The sequence below is a fragment of the Nocardiopsis oceanisediminis genome (genome assembly GCF_048595525.1).
GTDB classification, from domain to species: domain Bacteria; phylum Actinomycetota; class Actinomycetes; order Streptosporangiales; family Streptosporangiaceae; genus Nocardiopsis_A; species Nocardiopsis_A oceanisediminis.
In genome coordinates this window covers 6,640,315-6,666,580 of record NZ_JAFMZJ010000001.1, presented here as the reverse complement: position 1 = coordinate 6,666,580, position 26,266 = coordinate 6,640,315, and the positions used below count along the sequence as shown (strand labels likewise).

Annotated in this window: 22 protein-coding genes; 8 read left to right on the top strand and 14 right to left on the bottom strand. The window is 73.7% G+C overall.

Annotation, left to right across the window (positions count from 1 at the left end):
- The first annotated feature begins 347 nt into the window (after positions 1-347).
- From J0910_RS29155 to J0910_RS29145, 3 genes are all read left to right on the top strand, one after another.
- A complete protein-coding gene (locus J0910_RS29155; RefSeq protein ID WP_420161714.1) occupies positions 348-1,037 on the top strand; it encodes a ClpP family protease in 690 nt (229 codons plus the stop codon).
- Entirely contained in the window at positions 1,034-1,642 is a 609-nt protein-coding gene (locus tag J0910_RS29150; protein WP_420161713.1) for a ClpP family protease, read from the top strand. Before J0910_RS29155 ends, J0910_RS29150 begins: the two co-directional genes overlap by 4 nt.
- Positions 1,643-2,016: 374 nt before the next feature.
- A complete protein-coding gene (locus tag J0910_RS29145; protein ID WP_420161712.1) occupies positions 2,017-2,463 on the top strand; it encodes a helix-turn-helix domain-containing protein in 447 nt (148 codons plus the stop codon).
- 127 nt (positions 2,464-2,590) lie between these two features.
- On the opposite strand, the gene J0910_RS29140 is transcribed toward J0910_RS29145, so the two are convergent.
- From J0910_RS29140 to dnaK, 9 genes are all read right to left on the bottom strand, one after another.
- The gene (locus J0910_RS29140; protein ID WP_420161711.1) at positions 2,591-3,952 is read right to left on the bottom strand and encodes an MFS transporter; all 1,362 of its coding nucleotides are present in this window, start codon (positions 3,950-3,952) and stop codon (positions 2,591-2,593) included.
- Positions 3,953-4,087: 135 nt separating this feature from the next.
- The gene (locus J0910_RS29135) at positions 4,088-5,077 is read right to left on the bottom strand and encodes an ABC transporter substrate-binding protein (protein WP_420161710.1); all 990 of its coding nucleotides are present in this window, start codon (positions 5,075-5,077) and stop codon (positions 4,088-4,090) included.
- A complete protein-coding gene (locus J0910_RS29130) occupies positions 5,074-5,847 on the bottom strand; it encodes an ABC transporter ATP-binding protein (protein ID WP_420161709.1) in 774 nt (257 codons plus the stop codon). The genes J0910_RS29135 and J0910_RS29130 overlap by 4 nt, the downstream gene beginning before the upstream one ends.
- Entirely contained in the window at positions 5,844-6,938 is a 1,095-nt protein-coding gene (locus J0910_RS29125) for a FecCD family ABC transporter permease (protein ID WP_420161708.1), read from the bottom strand. The genes J0910_RS29130 and J0910_RS29125 overlap by 4 nt, the downstream gene beginning before the upstream one ends.
- A gap of 225 nt (positions 6,939-7,163) precedes the next feature.
- Positions 7,164-9,770 (bottom strand): ATP-dependent chaperone ClpB, encoded by a 2,607-nt coding sequence (gene clpB / locus J0910_RS29120; protein WP_420161707.1) that lies wholly within the window; start codon positions 9,768-9,770, stop codon positions 7,164-7,166.
- A 108-nt stretch (positions 9,771-9,878) separates the two neighbouring features.
- The gene (locus J0910_RS29115) at positions 9,879-10,328 is read right to left on the bottom strand and encodes a heat shock protein transcriptional repressor HspR (protein ID WP_420162120.1); all 450 of its coding nucleotides are present in this window, start codon (positions 10,326-10,328) and stop codon (positions 9,879-9,881) included.
- A 5-nt stretch (positions 10,329-10,333) separates the two neighbouring features.
- Positions 10,334-11,494, bottom strand: coding sequence for a molecular chaperone DnaJ (gene dnaJ, locus J0910_RS29110; RefSeq protein WP_420161706.1), 1,161 nt, complete (start codon positions 11,492-11,494; stop codon positions 10,334-10,336).
- A gap of 96 nt (positions 11,495-11,590) precedes the next feature.
- Positions 11,591-12,319, bottom strand: a complete 729-nt coding sequence (gene grpE, locus J0910_RS29105) for a nucleotide exchange factor GrpE (RefSeq protein ID WP_420161705.1) — start codon at positions 12,317-12,319, stop codon at positions 11,591-11,593.
- A 38-nt stretch (positions 12,320-12,357) separates the two neighbouring features.
- Positions 12,358-14,205, bottom strand: coding sequence for a molecular chaperone DnaK (gene dnaK / locus J0910_RS29100; protein ID WP_420161704.1), 1,848 nt, complete (start codon positions 14,203-14,205; stop codon positions 12,358-12,360).
- Between the two features lie 363 nt (positions 14,206-14,568).
- Between dnaK and J0910_RS29095 the strand changes: the two genes are divergently transcribed.
- A complete protein-coding gene (locus tag J0910_RS29095; RefSeq protein ID WP_420161703.1) occupies positions 14,569-16,749 on the top strand; it encodes a (Fe-S)-binding protein in 2,181 nt (726 codons plus the stop codon).
- Between the two features lie 99 nt (positions 16,750-16,848).
- On the opposite strand, the gene J0910_RS29090 is transcribed toward J0910_RS29095, so the two are convergent.
- The gene (locus J0910_RS29090) at positions 16,849-17,091 is read right to left on the bottom strand and encodes a hypothetical protein (protein ID WP_420161702.1); all 243 of its coding nucleotides are present in this window, start codon (positions 17,089-17,091) and stop codon (positions 16,849-16,851) included.
- Positions 17,092-17,258: 167 nt separating this feature from the next.
- The gene (locus tag J0910_RS29085; RefSeq protein WP_420161701.1) at positions 17,259-17,795 is read right to left on the bottom strand and encodes a gamma carbonic anhydrase family protein; all 537 of its coding nucleotides are present in this window, start codon (positions 17,793-17,795) and stop codon (positions 17,259-17,261) included.
- 357 nt (positions 17,796-18,152) lie between these two features.
- Here J0910_RS29085 and J0910_RS29080 point away from each other — a divergent pair, with 357 nt between their 5' ends.
- Entirely contained in the window at positions 18,153-19,616 is a 1,464-nt protein-coding gene (locus tag J0910_RS29080; protein ID WP_420161700.1) for a hypothetical protein, read from the top strand.
- A 169-nt stretch (positions 19,617-19,785) separates the two neighbouring features.
- Complete coding sequence (locus tag J0910_RS29075) at positions 19,786-20,235, top strand: GNAT family N-acetyltransferase (RefSeq protein WP_420161699.1); 450 nt, start codon at positions 19,786-19,788, stop codon at positions 20,233-20,235.
- Between the two features lie 143 nt (positions 20,236-20,378).
- Here J0910_RS29075 and J0910_RS29070 read toward each other — a convergent pair whose 3' ends face one another.
- Positions 20,379-21,992, bottom strand: coding sequence for an MDR family MFS transporter (locus J0910_RS29070; protein ID WP_420161698.1), 1,614 nt, complete (start codon positions 21,990-21,992; stop codon positions 20,379-20,381).
- A gap of 270 nt (positions 21,993-22,262) precedes the next feature.
- Between J0910_RS29070 and J0910_RS29065 the strand changes: the two genes are divergently transcribed.
- Complete coding sequence (locus J0910_RS29065; protein WP_420161697.1) at positions 22,263-22,865, top strand: TetR/AcrR family transcriptional regulator; 603 nt, start codon at positions 22,263-22,265, stop codon at positions 22,863-22,865.
- Positions 22,866-23,103: 238 nt separating this feature from the next.
- Positions 23,104-23,625, top strand: coding sequence for a C40 family peptidase (locus J0910_RS29060; RefSeq protein WP_420161696.1), 522 nt, complete (start codon positions 23,104-23,106; stop codon positions 23,623-23,625).
- A 327-nt stretch (positions 23,626-23,952) separates the two neighbouring features.
- Here the strand turns inward: J0910_RS29060 and J0910_RS29055 are convergent, their stop codons facing one another.
- Both J0910_RS29055 and J0910_RS29050 read right to left on the bottom strand, forming a co-directional pair.
- Positions 23,953-24,924 (bottom strand): SDR family NAD(P)-dependent oxidoreductase, encoded by a 972-nt coding sequence (locus J0910_RS29055; protein ID WP_420161695.1) that lies wholly within the window; start codon positions 24,922-24,924, stop codon positions 23,953-23,955.
- Positions 24,925-25,039: 115 nt separating this feature from the next.
- A complete protein-coding gene (locus J0910_RS29050) occupies positions 25,040-26,206 on the bottom strand; it encodes a UDP-N-acetylglucosamine--N-acetylmuramyl-(pentapeptide) pyrophosphoryl-undecaprenol N-acetylglucosamine transferase (protein ID WP_420161694.1) in 1,167 nt (388 codons plus the stop codon).
- Positions 26,207-26,266 lie beyond the last annotated feature (60 nt).

Genomic DNA, 26,266 nt, shown 5'->3' with positions numbered 1-26,266 from the left:
GGGGAAGGGGCCCGCCGTCATCACCCTCCGGGCGTCTTCGGCGTACGTCAGCCGTCGTATGTCCGGCCTCACACACCGTCCCGGCCGTGCGGGCGCCCCGTCGATCGGCCGCCCGGCGGGGGCGGCAGGAGGCCGTCGGAGCGGTTCGGCGGCAGTGGCCCACACCGCGACCGCACCCCGGCCCCGAGTCGCCGGGAAGGGAACGCCGCAGTTCAGCGGGGCGGTCTGCCGGGAGCAGATCTCCCCCCGGCAGAAACCGTGGCATCGGGGTCCGCGGCCGCCGCAGGGTGGGGGCACCGGACGCGGCGGGCGGGTGCCCGCCTCAGGGCCGGGGCGAGGAGGAGCACATGCTTGCGGACACACTGCGGGCGACCGCGGAGGCCGGAGCGGCCGGCGGCATCGACGACCAGATCGCGACGCGGCTGCTGCACGGCCGGACCGTGCTGCTCGGCGCGGCCGTGGACGACGCGGTCGCCAACCGGGTGAGCGGGCAGCTGATGCTGCTCGCCGAGGAGAACCCCAAGCGCGACATCACCCTGCTGATCAACAGCCCGGGCGGGTCGGTCACCGCCGGGATGGCCATCTACGACACCATGCGGTTCATCCCCAACGACGTGGCCACCCTGGTCATGGGGTCGGCCTACAGCATGGGCCAGTTCCTGCTGTGCGTCGGCGCGGCGGGCAAGCGGTACAGCCTGCCGCACGCGCGGATCATGATGCACCAGCCCTCCGGCGGGCTGGCCGGGACCGCGGCCGACATCGCCATCCAGGCGGAGAACCTGGCCTACACCAAGAAGACCATGCAGCGGCTGATCGCCGAGCACACCGGGCAGAGCCGGGACCGGGTCGCCGAGGACCAGCGGCGGGACCGCTGGTTCACCCCCGAGCAGGCCAAAGAGTACGGCTTCATCGACAAGGTGGTGGAGAGCGTCGCCGACATCGGCGGGGACACCGCGCGCCGGTTCGGCTTCGGCGTCCCGGACGGCATCGGCATGGGGGCGCGGAAGCCGGCGGAGGAGAAGGGAGCGGGCGAATGAGCACCTACACCGTGCCCACCGTGGTCGAGCGGCGGCCGGACGGGGAGCGCGCCTACGACGTGTTCTCCCGGCTGCTGGCGGAGCGGATCATCTTCATCGGCACCCCGATCGACGACGGGGTGGCCAACGTGGTGATGGCCCAGCTGCTCCACCTGGACCACGAGAGCTCCGAGCGGGACGTCCAGCTCTACATCAACTCGCCGGGCGGCTCGAACACCGCGCTGACCGCCATCTACGACACCATGCAGTACGTCCGCTCCGACGTGGCCACCGTGTGCATGGGGCAGGCGGCCTCGGCCGCCGCGGTGCTCCTCGCGGCGGGCGCGCCGGGCAAGCGCGCCGCGCTCCCGCACGCCCGGGTCCTGCTCCACCAGCCCTCCACCGAGGGCCAGGGCGAGGCCGCCGACCTGGAGATCCAGGCCGCGGAGATCCTCCGGGTCCGGGCCCAGATCGAGGACATCCTCGCCCGGCACACCGGCCAGAGCACCGAGCGGCTGCGCGAGGACACCGACCGGGACAAGATCTTCACCGCCGAGCAGGCCAAGGAGTACGGCCTGATCGACGGGATCATCGACGCCCGCTCCCTGCCGACCCGGGCCGCCTGACCGGCGCCCCGCGCCGCCCGCCCGCGGCCCCCTCCCCGCGGGCGGGCGGCGTCCCGTGCCGCCGCTCGGGCGGTCCGCCTCCCCGGGCGGGCCGATCCGGTCCGGGGCGTTCAGGGGCCGGGCCGGTACCGGTGGGCGCCGCTCGGAAAGGGGGAAGGGACCGGGCGGCCGCGCGGACGAGGGGCGGCCCCCTTCCCGCAGGCGCCCGCTCGCCGGGGCAGAACCCCGGGCGGGACGGCCGCCCCGGGCGTTCTGCCGTGCGCAGAACGGGGCGGCGCCCCATGGCGGGGGAGGGGGCTCCGAACTATCGTCGGGGGGACGGCGCACGCGAGCACCGCGCCGAGTACGGCGGGCCGAGCACAGCGGAGGCATCCATGACCGAGCGCGTCCTGCGCCCTGTTCTCGACGAGGCCGCCGAGGACGGCGCGGAGCACCGCTCCGGCGGCTTCCCGATCGGCTTCTCCCTGCCCGGCGGGGCGCCCCGGCCGGCGCCGCCGGCCGAGGGGCAGGACGACGAGCCGCTGATGCGCGAGGCGGTCGGCGCGCTGCTCCGCCGGGTCCGCCTGGAGCAGGGGCGGACGCTGCGCGAGGTCGCCGACGACGCCCAGGTGTCGCTGCCCTACCTCTCCGAGGTCGAGCGCGGCCGCAAGGAGCCGTCCTCCGAGGTCCTCGCGGCCATCCGCCGCGCCCTCGGCCTCCGGCTGATCGACCTGATCGGCGGCCTCCACTTCGACCTGGCCTCGGCCGAGGCGATGCCGGCCCGCCGCCCGGTCGGCGGTCCCGCCTTCGGCGGCCCCCGCGCCCTGCTGCTGGCCGCCTGAGAGACCGTCGGGCACAGGAGGCCGCCCGGAGTGCTCGGCAGCGGCCCGGCGGCGCGCGGCGGCCGCCGCGCGGCACGGCCGCGGTGGACGCGTCCTGCTCGCGCCGGGTGCCCCGCCCGGCGGGCCCTCAGGGCGCCGGAGCGCGCCGCCCCAGGGCGGCCGGGGCGCCGATGAGCAGGGCGGCCAGGGTCATCGCGCCGAACACCAGGGCGGTGCCCGGGTGCCCGGCCAGGGCGAGGCCGGCGCCGCCCGCGGCGGCGCCGGCGAAGACCCCGAGGCTCTGGCCCGCGGCGTTGAGGCTCAGCGCGGACCCGCGGAGCGGGCCGCACCGCCGGACCAGCAGGGTGACCACGGAGGCGGCGACCACCGCGTGCGAGGCGCCGATCAGCGAGGTCAGCGCCAGGGCGAGCGGCAGCCACGGGGCGAAGTAGAACGCGGCGGTCGCGGCGGTCGCGCCGGCCGCTCCGATGGGCAGCAGCACCTCGGCGCCGATCCGGGAGGAGACGCCGGCGATCCGGCCGGCGAACAGGTTGCCCGCGAAGAACGAGGCGCCGCTGACCGTCCAGACCAGCGCGAACGCGGTGGGGGCGAGGGAGAACCGGTCGTCGTAGAAGGCGGCCAGGTAGGCCAGGTACCCCATGAACGCCGCGGTGCGCAGGAAGCCGACCAGCAGCAGCGACACGGCGCCGGGGACGCCCGCCAGGCGGCGGAACGACGCGAGGTAGCCGGTGCGCCCGCCGGTCCGGGGCGGCGCCCCGCCCTCGGGGCGGAGCAGCAGTACCGCGGCGAGCAGCACGGAGACCGCGGCGACCGCGACCAGGTCGCCCCGCCATCCCCACAGCGCGGCGGGCAGCGCCACCAGCGGAGCGGCGAGCATCGCGGTCATCGACTGGGTGGCGGTGACCAGCGTCGCCGCCCGCCCGGACGCGGCGTCGGAGGTGTAGCGGTCCGCGGCCTGCGCGGTCAGCGCCGGGTTGAGCACCGCCGTCGCCGCCCCGACCAGCAGGCAGAACGCCCCGAGGGCGAGGAGTTCCCCGGCGGCGCCGAGCAGCGCCGCGGCGGCCAGCGCGGCCAGTGCGCCGGCGGCGGCCCGCCTCTTCGGCAGCCGGTCGATCAGCGGGGCGAGCGCCACCCCGACGACCAGCGCGGACAGCCCGCCCAGGCCGCGCAGCGACCCCAGCGCGGCCACCCCGGTGCCGGCGTCCTCCGCCATCGGCACCAGGAAGTTGCCGAACACGGTGAACGGGAGCAGTCCCACTGCCCCGGCGAGCAGGACCGGCCACAGGTCGGCGGCCATCCGCAGGTCCCCGGGGACCCCGGTGTCCCCGGGCGCGCCGGGGGCGGTCCGCCCGCCGGAGGGCGCGGGCGCCGGGCCCGGAGGGGAGGGCGGTCCGCCCGCCTCCCCGGCGGCGCGGGGCGGTGCTGCGCCCCCGCCCTGCTCAGGGGCGGCGGCGGGGCCGTCGCCGGATGCGGGGCGAGAGGCGGTCATGGGCTTCCTTGCCGGTCGTGGGCGGTCATCGTGCTCGCGGAGCGGGGGCCCGCCGCCCCGGAGCGCGGGCGGACGGGCGGAGGGACGGAGGTGGTGCCGGGGCGCCCACCGCCTCGGCGGTGCGCCCGCCTCGGGTCACCGCCCGATCGACCGGAGGTAGCCGGCGAGCCCCTCGGCGGCGTCGATGTTGCGCGGGGCGCTGACCGCCTCGGCGTAGTCGATCACGTGGAAGCGCTCCTCCTCGATCGCGGGCACCGAGGCCAGCCGCTCGTTGGAGAGCAGGAAGTCGATCTTCTCCTCGGCCGGCCGGTCCCCGTAGTCGATGATGACGATGACCTCCGGCTCGGCCTCGATCACGCTCTCCCAGCCGACGGTGGTCCAGCGCTCGTTCAAGTCGGCGAAGACGTTCTCCCCGCCGGCCGCGTCGATGATCGCGCTGGGCGCGGCCTGCCCGCCGGAGGTGAACGGCTCGTCGGTCCCGGAGTCGTAGACGAACACCGGGGCGCGCTCTTCGGGTACCTCCTCCTCCAGCGCGGCGAACCGCTCCTCCATGTCGGCGATGAGCGCCTCGGCCCGGTCCTGCACGCCGAAGATCGCCCCGATGTCGCGCAGGTCGGTGTAGAGCGCCTCGACCGGCTCCACGTCCACCGGGTCGTCGCCGTAGTCGAAGCAGCTCTCGGTGAACATGTAGCTCTGGATGCCGACCTGGTCCAGCAGCTCGGGGGTGATGCCGCGCTCCTCGCTGAACCCGGAGTTCCAGCCGGCCAGCACCCAGTCGGCCCGGGCCTCCACCACGATCTCCCGGCTGATCACGTCGGTGCCCAGCACCTCGACCGACTCGTAGTCCTCCTTGTAGGGGGAGCGCTCCACCGACGGCTCGGTGGTGGCGGGCATGACGATGCCGCGCATCCGGTCGGCCAGGCCGAGGGCGAACATCTTCTCGGTGGCGCTCATGTCGTAGGCGACCGGGCGCTCCGGGGTGCGGTACTCGATCTCCTCGCCGCAGTTGGACACGGTGACGGCGGCGCCCTCCTCGGCCGGGGCGACTTCGGCGCCGCAGCCGGCTGCGGCGAGCACCGCCGCGGCGGGCAGCGCCAGGGCGGTCGAGGTGCGGGCTCTTCTCACGTCGGGGTCCCTTCGTCGAGGTCGTACAGGAGCTGCGGGGCCCCGGTGGCGGGATGCGGGACGACGTGCGCGCCGACGCCGAACACCTCGCGGACCAGCTCGGGGGTGAGCACGTCCTTCGGCGTCCCGGAGGCGGTCAGCGCGCCGTCGCGGAGCACCGCGATGCGGTCGCACGCGGCGGCGGCCAGGTTGAGGTCGTGCAGGGCGACCAGGACGGTCGGGCCGGCGCCGCGCAGGTCGGACAGGAGCGCCACGGCGTGCCGCACGTCCAGGTGGTTGGTGGGCTCGTCCAGCACCAGCACCCGGGGCTCCTGGACCAGGGCGCGGGCGATGAACACCCGCTGCCGCTCGCCGCCGGAGAGGGTGAGCACGCTGCGCGCGGCCAGCCGGGCGGTGTCGGTGCGCTCCATCGCGTCGGCGATGAGCCGCCGCTCGCGCCCGCCGGGGGCGCCGGCGCGGTGCGGGAACCGGCCCAGCGCGACGATCTCCTCCACGGTGAAGTCGAGCTCCACGGTGTTCTGCTGGGTGACCGCGGCGACCGAGCGGGCGCTCTCCCGGACCGGGACGGAGGCCAGGTCGGCCCCGTCCAGCAGCACCGCCCCGCCGCTGGGGCGGAGCGCGCGGTAGACGCAGCGCAGCGCGGTGGACTTGCCGCTGCCGTTCGGCCCGGCCAGCGCGACCACCTCGCCGGAGGCCACGTCCAGGCTCAGCTCGTCGACCAGCCGCCGCCCGGCGGCCCGCACGGTGAGGGAGTCCAGGGAGAGCCTCATCGGGCGCCTCCGAACAGGTGGCCGCGGCGGCGCATCAGCCCGACGAAGACCGGGACGCCGATCAGCGCGGTGATCACGCCGAGCGGGAGCTCCTGCGGGGCGACCAGGGTCCGCGCGACCAGGTCGACCCAGACCAGCAGCAGCGCCCCGGCGGGCGGGGCGACCAGCAGCACCCGGGCGTGGCCGGCGCCGACCAGCATCCGCACCAGGTGCGGCATGACCAGGCCGACGAACCCGATCGCGCCGCTCACCGCGACGAGCGCCCCGGTGACCACGGCGGTGAGCAGGAACAGCCGGCGGCGCATCCGGGACGGGTCGACGCCCATGCTGGCGGCGGTCTCGTCGCCGAGCGCCAGCACGTCCAGCGACCGGGCCGAGCGGTGCAGCGCCACCACCGCGAGCAGCACCGCGGCGGCGGCCACCGGGAGCGAGCCCCAGGTCGCCGAGCCCAGGCTGCCCATCAGCCAGAACAGCACGGTCCGGGAGGCCTCGCCGTCCGCGGAGGCGAACACCAGCACGCTCATCAGCGCCTGGAAGCCGAACGCCATCGCGACGCCGGTGAGCACCAGGCGGAGCGGGGCGACGGTGCCGCCGGGGCCGCGGGCCGACGCGTAGACCAGGGCCGACGCGGCCAGTGCGCCGAGGAAGGCGGCGAAGGAGAGGGCGTACACGCCGAACGCGGCGAACAGCCCGAACACCACGACGCAGGCGGCGCCCACCGAGGCCCCGGAGGAGACCCCGAGGATGAACGGGTCGGCCAGCGGGTTGCGCACCAGCGACTGCACGGCGGCGCCGGTCGCGGCGAGGCCGGCCCCGACCACCGCGGCGAGCAGCACCCGCGGGGCGCGCACCTGCCAGATGATCGTGTACGGGGTCACCTCGTCGGCGCCGATCGGGCCGCCGGTGAGTGCGGCCCAGACGTAGCGGAGGGTGTCGCCCGGCGGCACCGTCGCCGCGCCCAGGGAGACCGCGAGCAGTACCGAGGCGGCCAGCGCCGCGGTGAGCGCGGCGGCCAGCGGCACCGCCCGGGTCCGGCCCGGGCGCTCGCGCGCCGGTCCGCCGGCCGCCTGCGGGCGGACGGTCGTCGCCATGCTCGGTCTTCCTTCCGGCGGAGTGCGGGGCGGCCGGGGATAGAGGGAGGGTGCCCGGCCGCCCCAGGGGGATGGTCCGCCCGAAGCATTGCAGAAATGAAAACCGTTTTCAATCCCAATGTATCGGAATGCGGCCCCGGACGCACCGCCGCCCGGGGCGGGCCCGGAAAGCCGAAGGGGCCGCCTCCCCTTCCGGGAAGGCGGCCCCTTCGGCCGGGCGCGGCGTCAGACCCCCGCGGGCTGCCCGGCGCGGGAGACGGTGAGCCGGTCGGCGGTCTCGTCCAGGTCCACCCGGACGGTGTCGCCCTCGGCCAGCTCGCCGGAGAGCAGCTCCTTGGCGAGCGGGTCGCCGATGGCGGCCTGCACCAGGCGGCGCAGCGGGCGGGCGCCGTAGGCCGGGTCGTACCCGGTGAGCGCCAGCCACTCGCGGGCCGCGGCGGTGACCTCCAGTCCGAGCCGGCGGTCCGCCAGCCGCCTGCCCAGCTTGTCCACCTGAAGGTCGACGATGCGGGTCAGGTCCTCGGTGGAGAGCGCCTCGAACATGATCACGTCGTCCAGCCGGTTGAGGAACTCCGGCTTGAAGGTGTTCTGCACCACCTGCATGACCTTCTCCCGCTTGGCGCCGTTCTCCAGCTGCGGGTCGACCAGGAACTGCGAGCCCAGGTTCGAGGTGAGGATCAGCAGGGTGTTGCGGAAGTCCACCACCCGGCCCTGGCCGTCGGTGAGCCGCCCGTCGTCCAGCACCTGCAGCAGGGTGTCGAAGACCTCCAGGTGCGCCTTCTCCACCTCGTCCAGCAGCACCACCGTGTAGGGGCGGCGCCGCACGGCCTCGGTGAGCTGGCCGCCCTCCTCATAGCCGACGTACCCGGGGGGCGCGCCGACCAGCCGGGAGACCGAGTGCTTCTCGGAGTACTCGCTCATGTCGATCCGGACGATCGCCCGCTCGTCGTCGAAGAGGAACTCCGCGAGCGCCTTGGCCAGCTCGGTCTTGCCGACACCGGTCGGGCCGAGGAACAGGAACGAACCGGTGGGCCGGTCCGGGTCGGAGATGCCCGCGCGGGCCCGGCGGACCGCGTCGGAGACCGCGGAGACCGCGGCCCGCTGGCCGATCAGCCGCCGGCCCAGCTCGTCCTCCATCCGGAGCAGCTTGGAGGTCTCGCCCTCCATCAGCCGGCCGACCGGGATGCCGGTCCACGAGGAGACCACGTCGGCCACGTCGTCCGCGCCGACCTCGTCCTTGACCATCGCGTCCGGCCCGGCCTCCGCCTCGGCCTCGGCCGAGGCGGCCTCCTCAAGCTGCTTCTCCACCTCGGGGATCTCGCCGTACATCAGCCGGGACGCCTCGGTGAAGTCGCCCTCGCGCTGCGCCCGCTCGGCCTGGGTGCGCAGGCCGTCCAGGCGGGTCTTGAGCTCGCCGACCCGGTTCAGCCCGGCCTTCTCCTGCTCCCAGCGCGCGTTGAGCGCGTTCAGCTCCTCCTGGCGGTCGGCCAGGTCGGCGCGGAGCCGCTCCAGCCGCTGGCGGGAGGCGGCGTCGGACTCCTTGTCCAGCGCCATCTCCTCCATCTTGAGCCGGTCCACGGTGCGCTGCAGCTCGTCGATCTCCACCGGGCGGGAGTCGATCTCCATCCGCAGCCGGGAGGCGGCCTCGTCGATCAGGTCGATGGCCTTGTCCGGGAGGAACCGCGCGGTGATGTACCGGTCCGACAGGGTGGCCGCGGCGACCAGCGCCGAGTCGGCGATCTGCACCTTGTGGTGCGCCTCGTAGCGCCCCTTGAGCCCGCGCAGGATCGCGATGGTGTCGGCCGCGGACGGCTCGCCCACCAGCACCTGCTGGAACCGGCGCTCCAGGGCCGGGTCCTTCTCGATCCGCTCCCGGTACTCGTCCAGCGTGGTCGCGCCGACCATGCGCAGCTCGCCGCGGGCCAGCATCGGCTTGAGCATGTTGCCCGCGTCCATCGCGCCCTCGGCGGCGCCCGCGCCGACCATGGTGTGCAGCTCGTCGATGAAGGTGATGATCTGGCCGTCGCTCTCCTTGATCTCGTTGAGCACGGCCTTGAGGCGCTCCTCGAACTCGCCCCGGTACTTGGCGCCCGCCACCATCGCGGACAGGTCCAGCGAGATGAGCCGCTTGTCCCGCAGCGACTCGGGCACGTCCCCGGCGACGATCCGCTGCGCCAGCCCCTCCACCACGGCGGTCTTGCCGACGCCGGGCTCGCCGATCAGCACCGGGTTGTTCTTGGTCCGCCGGGAGAGCACCTGCACCACCCGGCGGATCTCGGTGTCCCGGCCGATCACCGGGTCCAGCGAGCCGGAGCGGGCCTGCGCGGTGAGGTCGACGCCGTACTTCTCCAGCGCCTGGTAGGTCTCCTCGGGGTTCTGCGAGGTGACCTTGCCCGGTCCGCGGACCCGCTCGAAGGCGTCCAGCAGGGCCTCGGGGGCGGCGCCGGCGTCGTTCAGCAGCCGGGCCGCCTCGCCGCCGTCGGCGGCCAGCCCGACCAGCAGGTGCTCGGTGGAGACGTACTCGTCCTCCATCTGCTTGGCGCGCTGCGCGGCGGTGTTCAGCGAGACGATGAGCTGGCGGGAGCTCTGCGGTGCGCTGACCGTGCTCCCGCTGGCCTTGGGCAGCGCGGCCAGCGCCTGGTCGGTCCGCCCGGCGAGCGCGTCCGGGTCGGTCCCGACCTCCTTGAGCAGCGGCCGGATGATCCCCTCGCCCTGCTCCAGCAGGGCGGCGAGCAGGTGCACCGGTTCGACCTGCGGAGCACCGTCGGCGGTGGCCCGGCGGATCGCCGCCGACAGGGCCTCCTGGCTCTTCGTGGTGAGTTTGTAGTTCATGTGTTCGCCGCCCCCTTCACGCGAATCACCAAGCGGTCGTGCAAATCGGTCCGGGGCCGGGGCGCACGGGTGCCCCCGGCCGTCGCGCCGGCCCCGCCGGGGGGCCGGTCACTCGCCCTGGTCGCCCTGCCCGTCCTGGGGGCGGCCCGGGTGCGCCGCGGGGTTGAAGATGGTCACCCGGGTGCGCCGCACCGGGATGAGCTCGCCCCCCTTGGGGCGGGGCGCGCCGCCGCGCCGGGCGACCGCGCTGCGCGCCGCCTCCAGCTCGTTGTGCAGGTGGAACACGGTCTCCCGGAGGTCCTCCACCTCCTGCTGCAGCTCCAGGATCCGCTTGATCCCGGCGAGGTTGATGCCCTCCTCCTGGGAGAGCCGCTGCACCTCGCGGAGGAGCCGGATGTCGCGCATCGAGTAGCGCCGGCCGCGGCCGGAGGTCCGGCCCGGCCGGACCAGGCCCAGCCGGTCGTACTGGCGCAGCGTCTGGGGGTGGAGCCCGGAGAGTTCGGCGGCGACCGAGATCACGTAGACCGGGATGTCGTCGCCGACGCCGCCGTAGTTCATCGTGTTCACGCTCCCTTGGCCCGGGCCTCCAGCCCGCGGCGCGGATCCTGGTCGGAGGTGGCGGCCCGGTACTTCTCCAGCGCCTCGCGGGCCTCGCTCCCGAGGTTCTGCGGCACCTGCACCTCGACGGTGACCAGCAGGTCCCCGAGGGTGCCGTCGCGGCGCCGGGAGCCCTTGCCGCGCACCCGCATGGTCCGCCCGCTGGGCGTGCCCGGCGGGACCTTCACGGTGACCGACACCCCGTTCAGCGTGGGCACCCGGATGTCCGCGCCGAGCACGGCCTCCGGGAAGGTCACCGGGACGGTGATGGTCAGGTTCTCCCCGGACTTGCCGAACACCGGGTGTTTCTGCACGTGCACCACCACATAGAGGTCTCCGGCCGGTCCCCCGTTCTCGCCCGGCGCTCCCTTCCCCGCGATCTTGATCCGCTGGCCGTCGGAGACGCCGGCGGGGATGCGGGCCTGGATTCTGCGGGTGCTCTTGCCGCGCCCGCTTCCGCTGCAGGTCGGGCAGGGGTCGTCGGTGACCAGACCGCGCCCCTTGCACTCGCTGCACGGCTCGGACAGCGAGAAGCCGCCCAGGTTCTTGCTCTCATGGCCGGTGCCCGCGCACTTGGGGCAGACCTTCGGGTCGCTGCCCGCCCGGGCGCCGCTGCCCTTGCAGGTCGGGCAGGCGGCGTCGCTGCTCAGCGCGAACGTCCGGGTGACGCCGTCGGCCGCCTCGTTGAAGGTCAGCGTGGTCTCGGTCTCCACGTCGGCGCCGCGCCGCGAGGACGCGGCCCGGCCCCGGCCGCCGAACAGCCCGCCGAACAGGTCGCTCAGCCGCTCACCGCCGCCCGGCGCGCCGCCGGTCCCCCCGCCGGCGCCGCCGAACAGGTCCCCGAGGTCGAATCCGCCCGCGCCGGTCCCGCCGCCCGGCCGGTAGGACCCGCCGAACAGGGAGCGGGCGTCGTCGTACTCCTTGCGGCGCTTCTCGTCCGACAGGACGCTGTACGCCTCGGAGATCTCCTTGAAGCGCTCCTCGGCCTGCTCGTCGCCGGTGTTGGCGTCGGGGTGGTTGGCGCGGGCGAGCTTGCGGTAGGCGGACTTGATCTCGTCCTGGGACGCCGACTTCGAGACTCCGAGGACCTTGTAGTAGTCCTTTTCGAGGTAGTCCTTGGTGCTCATCGACGCGTGCCTTCTCCCGCTTCCGAGTCCGCTGTGTCCCGCTGCCGGCGTCCCCCGCCCCGGGCGCGGCCGTGCGCCCGGGGCGGGGGACGTCTCCTACTTCTCCTGCTGTCCGCCGCCGGCGGAGTCGGCCCCGGGGGCCTCCTCCTCCGCCGCGGCCTCCCCCTCGGGGGCGGGCGCGGCGTCCGCGTCCGCGGCGGGGGCGGGAGCCTCCTCCTCGGCGGGGCCCGCCACGACCACCCGGGCCGGGCGGAGGACCCGCTCGCCGATGAGGTACCCCGGCTGGAACACCTCGATCACCGTCGGCACCTCGACCCCGGGCTGGGGGACGAGGGTCAGGGCCTCGTGCACGTTGGGGTCGAACTCGTCGCCCTTGTCCGCGTACTTCTTCAGCCCCAGCCGGGTGACCAGCGACTCCAGCGACTCCCCGACCGACTTGAAGCCGCCGTTGAGCTCGTCGTGCTCGCGGGCCCGCCCGATGTCGTCGAGGATCGGCAGCAGCTCGCCGAGGACCTGGGCCAGCGCCTGCTCCTTCACCGCCTGCCGGTCGCGATCGACCCGCTTGCGGTAATTGGCGTACTCCGCCTGCAGGCGCTTGAGGTCGTCGGTGAGCTCGGAGACCCGGACGTCCGCCTCGACGGCCGCCACGGCCTCCGCGTCGATCACCGGCTCCTGCGCACCGGCGCCGGCCTCCTCCGCGGAGGCCTCCTGCGGCGCCTCCCCCTCCGGGGTGCGCAGCTCTCCGGTCTCCGGATCGATGCGCCGCTTGTCGCGGATCACCGGCCCTTCCCCCTTCTCGCCGTTACCGTTCTCCGGCAGCGCCATTCGCTGCGCCTCCTTGCCTCGAAGAGTCCGGCCGCCGGTCAGGCGTTCCCGTCGCGCTTGCCGTTGTCCTCGTCGACGATCTCGGCGTCGACGACGTCCGGCTCCTCCTGGTCCTGCGCGGCGCCGGCGCCGGCGGCGCCGTCGGCGGCCTGCTGCTGGCCGTAGATCGCCGAACCGATCTTCTGGCTGGCCAGGGCGACCTTCTCGCTGGCGGAGCGGATGGCCTCGATGTCCGAGCCCTCCAGGGCCTTCTTGAGCTCGCCCACGGCGCCCTCGGTCTCGGTCTTCACCTCGGCCGGGATCTTGTCCTCGTTGTCCTTGATGACCTTCTCGGTCTGGTAGACGAGGGACTCGGCGTTGTTGCGGACCTCGGCCTCTTCTCGGCGCTTGCGGTCCTCCTCGGCGTACTGCTCGGCCTCGCGGACCATCTTGTCGATGTCGTCCTTGGACATCGCGGACCCGCCGGAGATGGTGACCGACTGCTCCTTGCCGGTGCCCAGGTCCTTCGCGGTCACGTTGACGATGCCGTTGGCGTCGATGTCGAAGGTGACCTCGATCTGCGGCACGCCGCGCGGCGCCGGGGGCAGGCCGGTCAGGTCGAAGACGCCCAGCTTCTTGTTGTACTGGGCGATCTCGCGCTCGCCCTGGTAGACCTGGATCTGCACGGACGGCTGGTTGTCGTCGGCCGTGGTGAAGATCTCCGAGCGCTTGGTCGGGATGGTGGTGTTCTTCTCGATGAGCTTGGTGAACACCCCGCCCTTGGTCTCGATGCCCAGCGACAGCGGGGTGACGTCCAGCAGCAGGACGTCCTTGACCTCGCCCTTGAGCACGCCGGCCTGGAGCGCGGCGCCGATGGCCACGACCTCGTCGGGGTTGACGCCCTTGTTCGGCTCCTTGCCGCCGGTCAGCTCCTTGACCAGCTCGACCACGGCCGGCATCCGGGTGGAGCCGCCGACCATGACCACGTGGTCGATCTTGTCGACGCCGAAGCCGGCGTCCTTGATCACCTGGTGGAACGGGGCCTTGGTCCGCTCCAGCAGGTCGGCGGTGAGGCGCTGGAACTCGGCGCGGGTGAGCTTCTCGTCCAGGTGCAGCGGGCCCTCGGCCGAGGCCGTGATGTAGGGCAGGTTGATGGTGGACTCGCTGGAGCTGGAGAGCTCGATCTTGGCCTTCTCGGCGGCCTCGCGGAGCCGCTGCAGCGCCATCTTGTCCTTGGCCAGGTCGACGCCGTTGGCGTTCTTGAACCGCTCGACCAGCCAGTCGACCACGGCCTGGTCCCAGTCGTCGCCGCCGAGGTGGTTGTCGCCGTTGGTGGCCTTGACCTCCACGACGCCGTCGCCGACCTCCAGCAGGGACACGTCGAAGGTGCCGCCGCCCAGGTCGTAGACGAGGATGGTGGCCTCGTCCTCCTTCTCCAGGTGGTAGGCGAGCGCCGCCGAGGTCGGCTCGTTGATGATGCGCAGGACGTTGAGGCCCGCGATGGTGCCGGCCTCCTTGGTGGCCTGCCGCTGCGAGTCGCTGAAGTACGCCGGGACGGTGACGACCGCGTCGGTGACCTCCTCGCCGAGGTAGGCCTCGGCGTCCCGCTTGAGCTTCTGCAGCACGAACGCGCTGATCTGCTGCGGGTTGAAGGTCTTGCCGTCGACCTCGGTGCTCCAGTCGGTGCCGATGTGGCGCTTGACCGAGCGGATGGTCCGGTCGACGTTGGTCACCGCCTGCCGCTTGGCGACCTCGCCCACCAGGACCTCGCCGTTCTTGGCGAACGCGACGACGGACGGCGTGGTCCGCGCGCCTTCGGCATTGGCGATGACCGTGGGCTCCCCGCCCTCCAGCACCGAGACGACCGAGTTCGTCGTTCCCAGGTCGATACCGACCGCACGTGCCATGAGTACGTCCTCCGTCAAGGTTGAGTGCTTCGGGCGTAAGTTTGCTTCGTCCGCAGCGGGCTGTCAAATGACTTGAGTCGACCCGACTCAATGTCGGTGTCATGCGCTTCAACGCGGCGCGGGGGGAGGATGTTCCCGAGGGGGCGAACTTTTCCAGGATGATTGGGCGAACCCGGCCGAACCCCTGACCCGGGGATTCGAGAGGATCACCGGGGCGGGGCGGCGGTCGCGCCCCGGTGCGCGCCGCGGCGTACGGGGCGGGCCGGGGGCCCGGCGTGGTATTACCCGCTAGTAACATGCTGGGGGGATCCGGTGTGTGGCGCACCGGACCCGACGAAACTGCAGGATGGGAGGCCGCGGGCGATGCTGTACATCGTTCTGGGGGTCATCACGACCCTCTTCGCCGTGGTCGGGCTCGGGATGTTCGCCGTCGGCGTCAGCCGGATGGTGCGCATCGTGGGCGTCGGCCGCCCGGTGGAGAAAGAGCGCAAGGGCCCCTTCGGGCGGCGTTTGACGAACACGCTGATCGAGACGCTCGGGCACACGCGCATGCTCAAGTGGCGCTGGATCGGCGTCGCGCACTGGTTCGTCATGGTGTCGTTCCCGCTGCTGGCGTTCACCGTCGCGGAGGCGCACGGCGAGGTCTGGGACCCGCACTTCCACCTGCCGGTCATCCACGACTGGACCGTCTACGGCCTGGCCATCGAGGTGATCACCGCGCTCAGCCTCGTCGCGCTGGTCGGGCTGGCCGCCTACCGCCAGGTGAAGAACCCCAAGCGGCTGGGGCGGGCCTCCCGGTTCGCCAACTCCCGGTCCTGGCAGGCCTACTACGTCGAGGCCTACATCTTCCTGCTGCTGGTCTCGATCTTCCTGATCCGCGGGATCAAGGTCGCGATGGACGACTTCGCGTTCCCGGTGTGGGCCACCCCGGTCTCGCACGCGCTGGGCGCGGTCATGCCGGCCAGCGAGCCGCTGCTGGCCGTCATCGCGGCCTTCAAGCTGATCATCTCCTGGCTGTTCTTCATGGCCCTGGCGGCCATCCTGACCATGGGCGTGGGCTGGCACCGGTTCACCGCCCCGGTCAACATCTACTTCAAGCGGAACGCCGACGGCGCCCCCGCGCTCGGCGCGGCCAAGCCGATGATGGACGCCAAGGGCGAGAAGCCGCTCGACTTCGAGGAGGCCGACCCGGACGAGGACCCGTTCGGCGTCGGCAAGATCGAGGACTTCACCTGGAAGGGCCTGCTCGACTTCACCACCTGCACCGAGTGCGGCCGGTGCCAGTCGCAGTGCCCGGCGTGGAACACCGGCAAGCCGCTCTCGCCCAAGAAGCTGGTCATGGACCTGCGGGAGCACGCCTACGAGAAGGCCCCGTACCTGCTCCAGGGCATCACCGAGGAGACCCTGGCGGAGAAGCAGGACGAGTCGCACGCCGGCGTCGACGTGCTGGCCCTGCTGCAGAAGCCGCTGGTGGGCACCGAGGAGGAGGGCGGGGTCATCGACCCCGACGTGCTCTGGTCCTGCACTAACTGCGGCGCCTGCGTCGAGCAGTGCCCGGTGGACATCGAGCACATCGACCACATCCTGGACATGCGCCGCTACCAGGTGATGATCGAGTCGAGCTTCCCCTCCGAGGCCAACACGCTGCTGAAGAACCTGGAGAACAAGGGCAACCCCTGGGGCATGGCCGAGGACAAGCGCCTCGACTGGATCTCCGAGGTCGACTTCGAGGTCCCCGTGGTGGAGGAGAAGCTCCCCGAGGGCACCGAGTACCTGTTCTGGGTGGGCTGCGCCGGCGCCCTGGAGGACCGCGCGAAGAAGACCACCAAGGCCATCGCGGAGCTGCTGCACATGGCCGGCGTCAAGTTCGCCGTGCTGGGCGGCATGGAGGCCTGCACCGGCGACCCGGCCCGCCGGCTCGGCATGGAGTACGTCTTCCAGATGCTCGCGCAGCAGAACGTGGAGACGCTCAACGAGATCGGCGCGACCAAGATCGTGGCCAGCTGCCCGCACTGCTTCAACACGCTCGGCAACGAGTACCCGCAGCTGGGCGGCGAGTACGAGGTGGTCCACCACAGCCAGCTGCTCTCCAAGCTGGTGGACGACGGCCGGCTCACCCCGGTGCAGCCGATCGACGAGAAGATCACCTACCACGACCCCTGCTTCCTGGGCCGGCACAACAAGGTCTACACCCCGCCGCGCGACATCATGGCGCAGGTCCCCGGGGTGAAGACCCAGGAGATGCACCGGCACAAGGAGCGCGGCTTCTGCTGCGGCGCCGGCGGCGCGCGGATGTGGATGGAGGAGCGGATCGGCAAGCGCATCAACACCGAGCGGGTGGACGAGGCGCTGACCACCGATCCCGACACCGTCTCCACGGCCTGCCCGTTCTGCCAGGTCATGCTCGGTGACGCGATCAACGAGAAGAAGTCCAAGGGCGAGGCGAAGGAGACCCTGGAGGTCGTCGACGTCTCCCAGCTGCTGCTCCGCTCGGTCAAGGGCGACGCCCCGAAGCCGGGGGAGCAGGAGAAGGAGAACGCCTAGCGCTCCGGCCGGGGAGCCGGCACCGGACGGGGAGGGCGCGCCGCGGGCGCGCCCTCCCCGCCGCTCTTCCGCCCGGCCCGGGGCGGCGGGGCCGCCGCGCTACCGGCGGCGCCTGCCGCGGGCGGTGCGGCGGCGCGGCCGGCCGGCGCGCGGGCCGGGGCCCTCGTGCCGGTCGTGCCGTTCGCGGCGCTCGTGCCGGGAGGCGACGCCCAGGACGCGGTCGAGCTCGGCGGTGCTCAGCGAGTGCTCCACGTCGGCCACCGCGATCAGCACGTCGGCGTAGAGCTCGATCTCCTCCATCGCCTCGCGGTCGTGCAGGCGCGCGTCGATGTCGGGTTCCAAGCGCGCACCTCCGTCGAGCCGGCCGGGGGCGCCGAGAGGCGGCGCCGGACCGGCCACCGGGCGGGGAGACCCGGATGTCGACTCAGGTTACGCCCGGGTAGCGTCGGTGAACATGACCCGTTAGGACCATTCGGAGCCGCCCCGGGTAGTCATCAGGGACCGGGCGCTCAGCGCTCTCCGCGCCAGGTCACCGACCGGTGCAGCTCCGCGTAGCCCGCGTACTTCTCCGGCGTCTCGGCGAACAGGGCGCGGTCGGCGTCGGTCAGCTCGCGGACCACCCGGCCGGGCACCCCGGCCCAGAGCGTCCCCGGCGGCACCGCCTTTCCCGGCGGCACCAGCGCCCCCGCGGCGACCAGCGCGCCCCGGCCGACCCGGGCGCCGCCCAGCACCCGCGCGCCGATGCCGATCAGCGCGCCCTCCTCGACCACCGCGCCGTGCACCATCGCCTGGTGGCCCAGGCTGACCCGGTCCTCCAGCACCGCCGGCTCCCCCGGGTCGGAGTGGAGCCCGCACTGGTCCTGCACGTTGCACCGCTCGCCGACGACGATGTCCTCGGTGTCGGCGCGCAGCACCGAGCCGTACCAGACGCTGCTGCCCGCGCCGATCCTGACCCGGCCGACCACCACCGCGCCCGGCGCGATCCACGCCTCCGGGTGGATCTCCGGGCTGCCGAACGGGGCATCGCCCACCAGGGGACCCGTCATCTCTGCCGCTCCTCGTGCTCGCTGTCCGGACGCGGCCGCGCCCGCCTGCGCGGCGGGTGCGGCCATGGGGGCGGGAGGACGCTTCCGTGGCGGAAGGAATACCCTCCGAGGGCCCCGCGCACCCCCGATCCCGCATACCTTAGTAATCGGTCGAGCGGCGGGAAGGCGAGCAGGCGGCCTTCCGGCCCTGCGCGGCCGCGCCTCGCGTGCGACCCGGGTCCGCCCGCCCGGCATCCCCGATGATTCCGATTCGTGAGACTTGAGAGTCGCTGATGCGTATTCGGGTTGTTATGGGAATGATGGGCGGAGGGAACGGATCACCTTCCCCGACATGCCGCCAACCCGGTTGATTAGGACATGAACGAGCAGAACTCAGAGATCGTGTCGAACCTCCTCCGCGAGGAGGCGTTCCCGAGTGTCCGCAAGGGCTACGACAAGCGCCAGGTCGACGACTTCATCGTGCGCAACCACAACCACATCCGCGACCTCCAGGAGCGGCTGGCCCGTGCGCACGACGAGCTGGAGCAGCTCCGCCGGGAGCTCGCCGAGGCCCGCGAGAAGGCCGCGACCAAGCCCGAGCACGAGCAGATCAGCGAGCGCATGGCCACCATCCTCCGGATAGCGGAGGAGGAGGCCAAGGAGAAGCGCTCCAAGGTCGACAGCGACGTGGAGGCCATCCGGTCCAGGGCCGAGGAGGAGGCCGCCAAGGCCCGCAAGGACGCCGAGGAGCACGCCGAGCGCGTGCTCTCCAGCGCCCGCTCCGAGGCCAACGACCTGGTCGCCACCGCCAAGCAGGAGTCCGAGCAGCTGCGCGGCCAGGCCGAGAAGGAGGCCGAGCGGCGGATCGAGGAGGCGGAGACCCGCGCCACCAGGATCCACGAGACGGCCGACCGCCGCCTCGCCACGCTGACCGCCACGCACGGCGAGGCGGTGCGCCGCCTCGGCGACATGCACCAGACCCTCGCCGAGCTGCTCCAGGCGGAGACGGACTCCGGTCCGCTGGAGGCGGGCCTGTCCCGGGAGGAGACCACCACCCCGGGCAGCAAGCCGCAGATCAAGCCGGCCGCCGCGCCGGGCACCGGCCCGCAGGCTCCGGCCAAGGCGCAGGGGACCGGCCCGCAGGAGCCCGCGAAGGCGCAGCCGGCCGCCGCTCCGGGTACGGGGCCGCAGGCCCCGGCCAAGGCGCAGGGGCAGGGGACGGGTCCGCAGGCCCCGGCGAAGGCCCAGGGCACCGGCCCGCAGGCTCCGGCCAAGGTGCAGGGGCAGGGCACCGGTCCGCAGGCTCCGGCCAAGGCGCAGGGGACCGGTCCGCAGGAGCCCGCGAAGGCGCAGCCGGCCGCCGCTCCGGGCACCGGTCCGCAGGCCCCGGCGAAGGCCCAGGGGACCGGTCCGCAGGAGCCTGCGAAGGCCCAGGGCACCGGCCCGCAGGCCCGGCCGGCGCAGCCGGCCAAGCCCACGCAGCCCGCCCAGCCCGCGCAGCAGGCCAAGCCCGCGCAGCCCGCCCAGTCGGCTCAGCCCGCGCAGCAGGCCAAGCCCGCCCAGGCGGAGCCGGCCCCGGACGAGGCCACCATCCGGATCAACCCGCAGAGCGTGCAGAAGCCGGCGGAGCAGGAGAACTCCGCCGCTGCGATGCCGCAGCCGCAGGGCGCCCGCTACACCATTCCGGCCCCGCCGGAAGCGCCTCAGCAGCAGGCTCCGAAGCCGGCCCAGCAGCAGCCCGCGAACGACCCGGGGGTCACCTCCGTTCACCAGCGCCCCGCGGCTCCGCAGAAGCCGCAGGCGCACGAGCAGACCGAGGGCGTCCGCATCATCAAGCCCTGAGGGGCGGACGGCCGCGGCAGCGGCGACCCGGGGGCATGTCGGACGCCGGGGCCGGGACGGATCCGTCCCGGCCCCGGCGGCCCCCCGGACCGGGGCGGCCCGGTCCGTGTCCCGACTTATAGGGCTGCGTCGGCCATGTCACGCCCGGTCGGCTACGATTCCGGAAGCCATGATTATCCGCGCGGCCATTAGGTCTGACCTCGGTGCCATCCTGCGCCTCCTGCGTGAACTCGGCGACGGGGCGCCGGAGCAGAGCGGCACCGTCCGCATGTCCTCGGCCGCGGTGCGCGCCTGGACCCGGATCGAGGCCGATCCGGACCGCTCCGTGCTGGTCGCCGAGCGGCGCGGGCAGATCATCGGCACCCTGGACCTGCTGGTCGTCGCCAACCTGACGCACGACGCCCAGCCCTGGTGCGTGGTGGACAACCTGGTCGTCGACCCCGCCTCGCGGCGCAACGGCGTCGGCCGGGCGCTGCTGGAGGACGCGGTGGACCGCGCCTCCCGGGCCGGCTGCTACAAGGTCGAGCTGGTCTCGCACGAGAGCGGGCACGCCGCCCCCGAGTTCTACCGCTCCGTCGGCTTCGAGGGATCCGGCGAGGTCGTCCGCCGCTACCTGTGAGCCCCGGGGCACCCGCCCTCCGAACCGCCCCCATCCTTCCCTCGCGATGATCTTGACGTTGCGGGGGCATCAGAGCGCTCTGATACCCCCGCAACGTCAAGATCATCGGGGGACGGCACGGGGCCCGGGGCCGCCGACCGGGGTCAGCGCCCGGAGCGGAGCGGGACCTGCTTGAAGAACAGCACCAGCACGAACCCGACCACCGCGATCGGCACGCCCAGCTGGAACACGGTGTGCATCGAGTTGTTGAACGCGGTCACCACCGCGTCCTGGGCGGCGGCGGGCAGCGCGTGGATCGCGTCGGGGGAGCCCAGCGCCGACTCGGAGACGTCCGGCGCCGCGGGGACCGGCCGCCCGGCGGCCGCGGCCTGCTCGGCCCGCTGCGCCGCCTGCTCGGCCAGCCGCCCCAGCTCGGAGTGGAGCCGGTTGGTCATCACCGCGCCGAACGCGGCCACCCCCACCGCGCCGCCGAGGTTGCGGAAGAAGGAGACCGCCGAGGTCGCGGCGGCCATGTCCGCGCGGGCCAGCGCGTTCTGCGTGGCCAGGATGAGGATCTGCATGGACAGCCCCAGGCCGAGCCCGATCAGCAGTACGCCGAGGCCGACCATCGGCAGGGCGGAGTCGACCTGGAGCCGGGAGAGCACCAGGTAACCGGCGACCACCAGCACCATCCCGGCGACCGGGTAGGCCTTCCACTTGCCGGTCCGGCTGACCAGCATCCCGGAGCTGATCGAGGCGGTCAGCATGCCGAGCACCATCGGCAGCGTCATCAGGCCCGAGGCGGTCGGGCTCATGCCCTTGACGATCTGCAGGTACTGCGGGAAGTAGATCATCACGCCGAACATCGCCATGCCGACCGCGGCGGAGGCGGCCGAGGCGACCAGGAAGGTCCGGTTGCGGAACAGCCGGGGCGGCAGGATCGGGTCGGAGGCGCGGCGCTCGGCGGCCACCGCCAGCGCGGTGAGCAGCACCGCGGCGGCGACGAACAGGTAGGTGGGCACCGAGTTCCAGGCGAACTCCTTGCCGCCCAGGCTGAGCACCAGCATCACCGCGCTGGCCGCGCCGACGATGCAGGTCGCGCCCCACCAGTCCACCCGGGCCCCGCCGCGCGGCCGGACCGGCAGGCGCAGCAGCCGCTGGATGGTGATGAACGCGGCCACCGCGACCGGGACGGTGATGAAGAAGCACCAGCGCCAGCCGAGCGGGCTGTCCACCAGGAACCCGCCGAGCAGCGGGCCGGCCACCGTGGACACGCCGAAGACCGCGCCGAGGAAGCCGGAGTAGCGGCCGCGCTCCCGGGGCTCGACCACGTCGCCCAGGATCACCTGGGGCAGCGTCGCCAGGCCGCCGGCGCCGATGCCCTGCACGAAGCGGGCGGCGATGAGCCAGGTCATGTCCTGGGCGAAGCCGGCCGCGACCGAGGAGCCGATGAAGATCACCAGGGCGGTCTGGAACAGCAGCTTGCGGCCCCAGATGTCGGACAGCCTGCCCCAGAGCGGGGTGGAGGCGGTCATCGTCAGCAGGGTCGCGCTTGCCACCCAGGAGAGCTTGTCCTGGCCGCCCAGGTCGCCGACGATCGTGGGCAGCGCGGTGCCCACGATCGAGGTGGTCAGCATCGAGGTGAGCATCGCCAGCATCAGCCCGGCGAGGATCTCGATGACCTGGCGCTTGGAGTAGTTCGGTGCGGGCGGCTCGGCCGGGGCCCCCGACGGGCGGGGCCCCTGTTCCGCCCGGCCCGCGGCCACCTGTTCTGTCACGTGCGTCCCCCTCGACACGGATGGATGGAAAACGGCTCTGCGGACACGGCCCCGGGCGGTCGCCCGTCCCCGGGCACACTGAAGGGCCGCCGGAGAGCGGTCGGGTGAAACGGGAAGAGAAGGGCCGATTGTCCCCATCCGGTATAAGTAAACACTGTTGACTTGTCAAGTCCGGGTGTTATGGATCGGTTGCCCCGGCGTGGTTCCATGGGGGGTGACCAGGGCGGCCCGGCCGGTGCGGCCGCGCCGCCGGAGCAGAGGGAGCGTGCGATGGACCAGGCGGACGCCGGGGAGAGGTGCCCCGGGCGGCCGCGCGACCGGGAGGCCACCCGCAAGCGCATCCTGGACAGCGCACGCGAGCTGTTCACCACCGAGGGCTACGCCCAGGTCTCCTCGCGCCGGATCGCCGCGCACGCCGGGGTCAACGTCGCTCTGATCAACCGCTACTTCGGGGCCAAGCGCGGGCTGCTCGCCGAGGTCATCGCCGAAGAGGCGGCCTTCCCCGGGATCATCGAGGGCGACCGCGCCGGGCTGCCCCGCAGGCTCGCCGAGCACGTGGTCAACCGCATCCTGGCCGGCGGCACCCCGCTCTCCCGCGCGCTGGAGCACTCCGCGGGCGACCCCGACCTGGTCTCGGTCCACCAGGAGCGGCTGCGCAACGCGATCATCGGCCCGCTGGCCGCGGCGGTCGGCGGCCCGGACGCCCGGGCGCGCGCCTCGCTGGCGGCGTCGCTGCTGCTCGGCGTCGGGCTGGTGCGCCGGATCGAGGGGGCGGGCTCGCTCGCCGAGTACGACACCGGGCGGTTGGTCCGCCGGCTGACCCGGATCATCGAGGCCTGCCTGGAAGAGGACCCGGAGGAGGGCGCGGCCTGAGCCGGCGCCGCCGGGTCCGGGAGCGGCGGAAACCTTCCGATCCTCGCCGGAGCGGGGGCCGGGCGCCAGGCCGTTCCCTGCTCCTTGACCCTTCCTTTCCGTTCTTCTTTCCAAGAATCGAAAAGACACGCCCTGCGTTAGTGCTTTTCCGAAATCGGGTTCGCGCTGTGTTTCGCTGTGGAGCCAAGCGGGCCGGTCCGCAAAGGGCGGGCCGTCTCGCCGGTATTCAGGAGGAGAAATGCAGCCGATCGCCGAAGAAGCGGGCATCAAGCGGAGAAATCCGGACAAGGGTATCCACTGGAAAGGGAAACCCGGGGTGCCCGTGCGCACCTGCATCGTCTTATCCGCGGTGCTGGCGCTGTGCGCCGCGGAGGCGGTCGCCGCTCCGGAGGCCTCGGCCTCGGCGGTGGCGGAGAAGGCCGCCGAGCACGCCCTCGACCAGGTCGGGAAGCCCTACCGGTACGGCGGCCGGGGGCCGGACGGCTTCGACTGCTCCGGCCTGGTGCAGTGGTCCTTCAAGAAGGCCGGCCGGTCCGTCGGGCGCACCACCCACGACCAGTACGCGAAGGGGAACGGGGTGAAGCGGAGCCGGCTGCGAAAAGGCGACCTGGTCTTCTTCTATTCGGGTCCGTCGCACGTGGGTATCGCTCTCGGTGACGGGCGAATGGTGCACGCGCCCAGTTCCGGAAAGAAAATCCAGGTGGTCCGGATGGCCGATTACTTCGATGCGCACTTCACCGGCGCCAGACGGATCCCATGAGCTCTGGGCCGCGTTCCGGGGCGTGGATATCGACTGTCCGAAACCAGGGGAGCGGCGGAACCGCCCTTCCCGCCGAGCCCCGGGCGCGGCACCCCGGCACCGGCGCCGAAACGGCATCGGCCGGAGAACCGCCGCCCGGCCCGGAGTCCACCCCCGCGGACACCCCGGGCCGGGCGGGCGGCCCGATGGGCAGTCTCCGCGGTGAAGCTGAGAGGCCGATGAGAGCCGGCGGGCGGCCCCGGACGGGCCGGGGCGCCCGGCCCGTCCGGGCGGGTACCGGACCGGGCGCCCGGTCCGGCCCGGCGGCGGGGCCGGCCGGGGGCCGGGTCAGACCTCGTAGCGGACCGGGGCGCGGTCCTGCTCGCGGATCCAGGCGCAGGTGCGGGCCAGGCCCTCGCGCAGGCCCACCCGCGGCTCCCAGCCGGTCAGCTCGCGGGCCTTGGCGGAGTCGGCCAGCAGCCGCTCCACCTCGCTTCCGGCCGGGCGCATCCGCTCCGGGTCGGCGACCACGGCCGCATCGGACCCGGTGATCTCGATCAGCAGCTCCGCCAGCGCGCCGATGGAGATCTCCTTGCCGCTGCCGATGTTGACCACCTCGCCGAGGGTGCGGTCGCTGCCGGCCACCGCGAGGAAGCCGCGCGCGGTGTCCTCGGCGTAGGTGAAGTCGCGGGTCGGGGTGAGCGACCCCAGCCGCAGCTCGCGGGCGCCGGCGTGCAGCTGGCGCAGGATCGCCGGGATGATCGCCCGCGCCGACTGCCGGGGCCCGTAGGCGTTGAACGGCCGCACCACCGACACCGGGAGGCCGAAGGCGTGCCGGTAGGAGAGCGCCATCATGTCCGCGCCGATCTTGGAGGCCGAGTAGGGCGACTGCGGCTGCAGCGGGTGCTCCTCGGAGATCGGCGCGGTGCGCGCCGTCCCGTACACCTCGCTGGTGGAGGTGTGCACCAGGCGGGCGCCGTGCCGCAGGCAGGCGGCGGCCACCGCGTGCGTGCCGGCCACGTTGGTCTGCACGTAGGAATCGGGCGCCCGGTAGCTGTAGGGGATGCCGATCAGCGCGGCCAGGTGGAACACCGCCTCCCGGTCGGCCACCGCGGCGTCCACCGTCCCCGGGTCGCGGACGTCGCCCGCGATGATCTCCACGTCGTCCTCCCGGCCGGCCAGGTTCCCGGCCGAGCCGTACGGCTTGTAGTGCGCCAGGGCGCGCACCTCGGCGCCCTCGGCCAGCAGCAGGTCCACCAGGGTGCTGCCGATGAAGCCCTCGGCCCCGGTGACCAGGACCCTGCGTCCGCTGAAGTCCATGTCCGTCCTCTTCTCTTCCGTCTCGTCGTCTCGTGTCCGTCTCGATGTGCGCCGTCTTCGGGGGAGGGGGCGGCCGGCGCGCGGGGGCAGGGCGCGCCGGACCGGCCGGCCGGGGTCAGGCGGCCCGGCCGGCCGCCGCCGGGCACAGGTCGAGCACCCAGGCGGCCAGCTCGTCCGCGGCGCCGGCGTTCGAGCCGTCCCGGGCCGCGGCGGCCATCCGCTCCCGCCGCCCGGCGTCGGTCACCAGGTCGTGCAGGAGCGGCCCGAGCCGCTCGGCGCCGGCCCCGGCGTCGGGCAGCAGCACGGCGGCGCCGCGGTCGGCCAGCGCCCGCGCGTTGCGGGTCTGGTGGTCCAGCGGGGCGTGCGGGTAGGGCACCAGCACCGACGGCAGCCCCACCCGGGCCAGCTCGGCGACGGTCGCCGAACCGGCCCGGCCCAGGGCGACGTCGGCCGCGGCGTAGGCCAGGTCCATCCGGTCCAGGTAGCCGACGGCTCGGGCGATCCGGTCGCCGCCGCACGCCCGCAGCCGGCGCGCCAGCTCCTCCGCGCCCTCCGCGCCGGCCTTGATCAGGAACCGCACGTCCTCCCGGTGCCGCCAGCGCCCGGCCAGCTCCACCGCGGCCGCGTTGATCCGGGTGGCGCCCTGGCTGCCCCCGTTCACCAGCACCAGGGCGGCGCCGTCCGGGACGCCGAACCGCTCGCGGGCCCCGGCGCGCAGCGCGTCCCGGTCGAACGCGGCCAGCTCCGGGGCGAGCGGCATGCCCACGGCGCGGCAGTGCCGCGCGCCGGGGAAGTACTCGGCGGCCTCGGCGAAGGCCAGCGCCACGTTCCGGGTGAACCGGGCGGAGAACCGGTTGGCCCGGCCCGGCACCGCGTTGGACTCGTGGATCAGCGCGGGCACCCCGGCCAGCCGGGCCGCGGCGATCAGCGGGGCGCTGCTGTAGCCGCCCATGCCGACGGCCGCCCCGGCGCGGGTGGCCGCGATGATCTCCCCGGCCTGCCGGACCGAGGCGGCCAGCGCGAACGGGAAGCGCATCAGGTGCCCGCGGGACATCGGCACCATGTCGACGGTGTGCAGCTCGAACCCGGCCTCGGGCACCAGCCGGGTCTCCAGCCCCCGGCCGGTGCCGAAGAACGCGACCCGGGCGCCGGGGGCGGCCCGCCGCACGGCGCGGGCCAGGGCCAGCCCGGGGTAGATGTGCCCGCCGGTGCCGCCCGCGCCGATGAGCACGCAGGGCGCCGCGGTGTCGCCGGTCCGGCCGGCGTCGGTGGTGTCAGCCATGCGGGTCACGATCGGGTCACAGGCTGAGAGAGCGGTGAGAAAACCGGCCCCCGGCGGATG

Bases quoted from the DNA above. Each gene is read 5' to 3' on its own strand.
- J0910_RS29065 (WP_420161697.1), top strand. From the start codon at position 22,263: ATGGACCAGGCGGACGCCGGGGAGAGGTGCCCCGGGCGGCCGCGCGAC.
- J0910_RS29150 (WP_420161713.1), top strand. From the start codon at position 1,034: ATGAGCACCTACACCGTGCCCACCGTGGTCGAGCGGCGGCCGGACGGG.
- grpE (WP_420161705.1), bottom strand. From the start codon at position 12,319: ATGGCGCTGCCGGAGAACGGTAACGGCGAGAAGGGGGAAGGGCCGGTG.
- J0910_RS29055 (WP_420161695.1), bottom strand. From the start codon at position 24,924: ATGGACTTCAGCGGACGCAGGGTCCTGGTCACCGGGGCCGAGGGCTTC.
- J0910_RS29125 (WP_420161708.1), bottom strand. From the start codon at position 6,938: ATGGCGACGACCGTCCGCCCGCAGGCGGCCGGCGGACCGGCGCGCGAG.
- J0910_RS29085 (WP_420161701.1), bottom strand. From the start codon at position 17,795: ATGACGGGTCCCCTGGTGGGCGATGCCCCGTTCGGCAGCCCGGAGATC.
- J0910_RS29075 (WP_420161699.1), top strand. From the start codon at position 19,786: ATGATTATCCGCGCGGCCATTAGGTCTGACCTCGGTGCCATCCTGCGC.
- J0910_RS29080 (WP_420161700.1), top strand. From the start codon at position 18,153: ATGAACGAGCAGAACTCAGAGATCGTGTCGAACCTCCTCCGCGAGGAG.
- J0910_RS29060 (WP_420161696.1), top strand. From the start codon at position 23,104: ATGCAGCCGATCGCCGAAGAAGCGGGCATCAAGCGGAGAAATCCGGAC.
- J0910_RS29115 (WP_420162120.1), bottom strand. From the start codon at position 10,328: ATGAACTACGGCGGCGTCGGCGACGACATCCCGGTCTACGTGATCTCG.
- dnaJ (WP_420161706.1), bottom strand. From the start codon at position 11,494: ATGAGCACCAAGGACTACCTCGAAAAGGACTACTACAAGGTCCTCGGA.
- J0910_RS29050 (WP_420161694.1), bottom strand. From the start codon at position 26,206: ATGGCTGACACCACCGACGCCGGCCGGACCGGCGACACCGCGGCGCCC.
- J0910_RS29140 (WP_420161711.1), bottom strand. From the start codon at position 3,952: ATGACCGCCTCTCGCCCCGCATCCGGCGACGGCCCCGCCGCCGCCCCT.
- J0910_RS29145 (WP_420161712.1), top strand. From the start codon at position 2,017: ATGACCGAGCGCGTCCTGCGCCCTGTTCTCGACGAGGCCGCCGAGGAC.
- dnaK (WP_420161704.1), bottom strand. From the start codon at position 14,205: ATGGCACGTGCGGTCGGTATCGACCTGGGAACGACGAACTCGGTCGTC.
- clpB (WP_420161707.1), bottom strand. From the start codon at position 9,770: ATGAACTACAAACTCACCACGAAGAGCCAGGAGGCCCTGTCGGCGGCG.
- J0910_RS29095 (WP_420161703.1), top strand. From the start codon at position 14,569: ATGCTGTACATCGTTCTGGGGGTCATCACGACCCTCTTCGCCGTGGTC.
- J0910_RS29130 (WP_420161709.1), bottom strand. From the start codon at position 5,847: ATGAGGCTCTCCCTGGACTCCCTCACCGTGCGGGCCGCCGGGCGGCGG.
- J0910_RS29155 (WP_420161714.1), top strand. From the start codon at position 348: ATGCTTGCGGACACACTGCGGGCGACCGCGGAGGCCGGAGCGGCCGGC.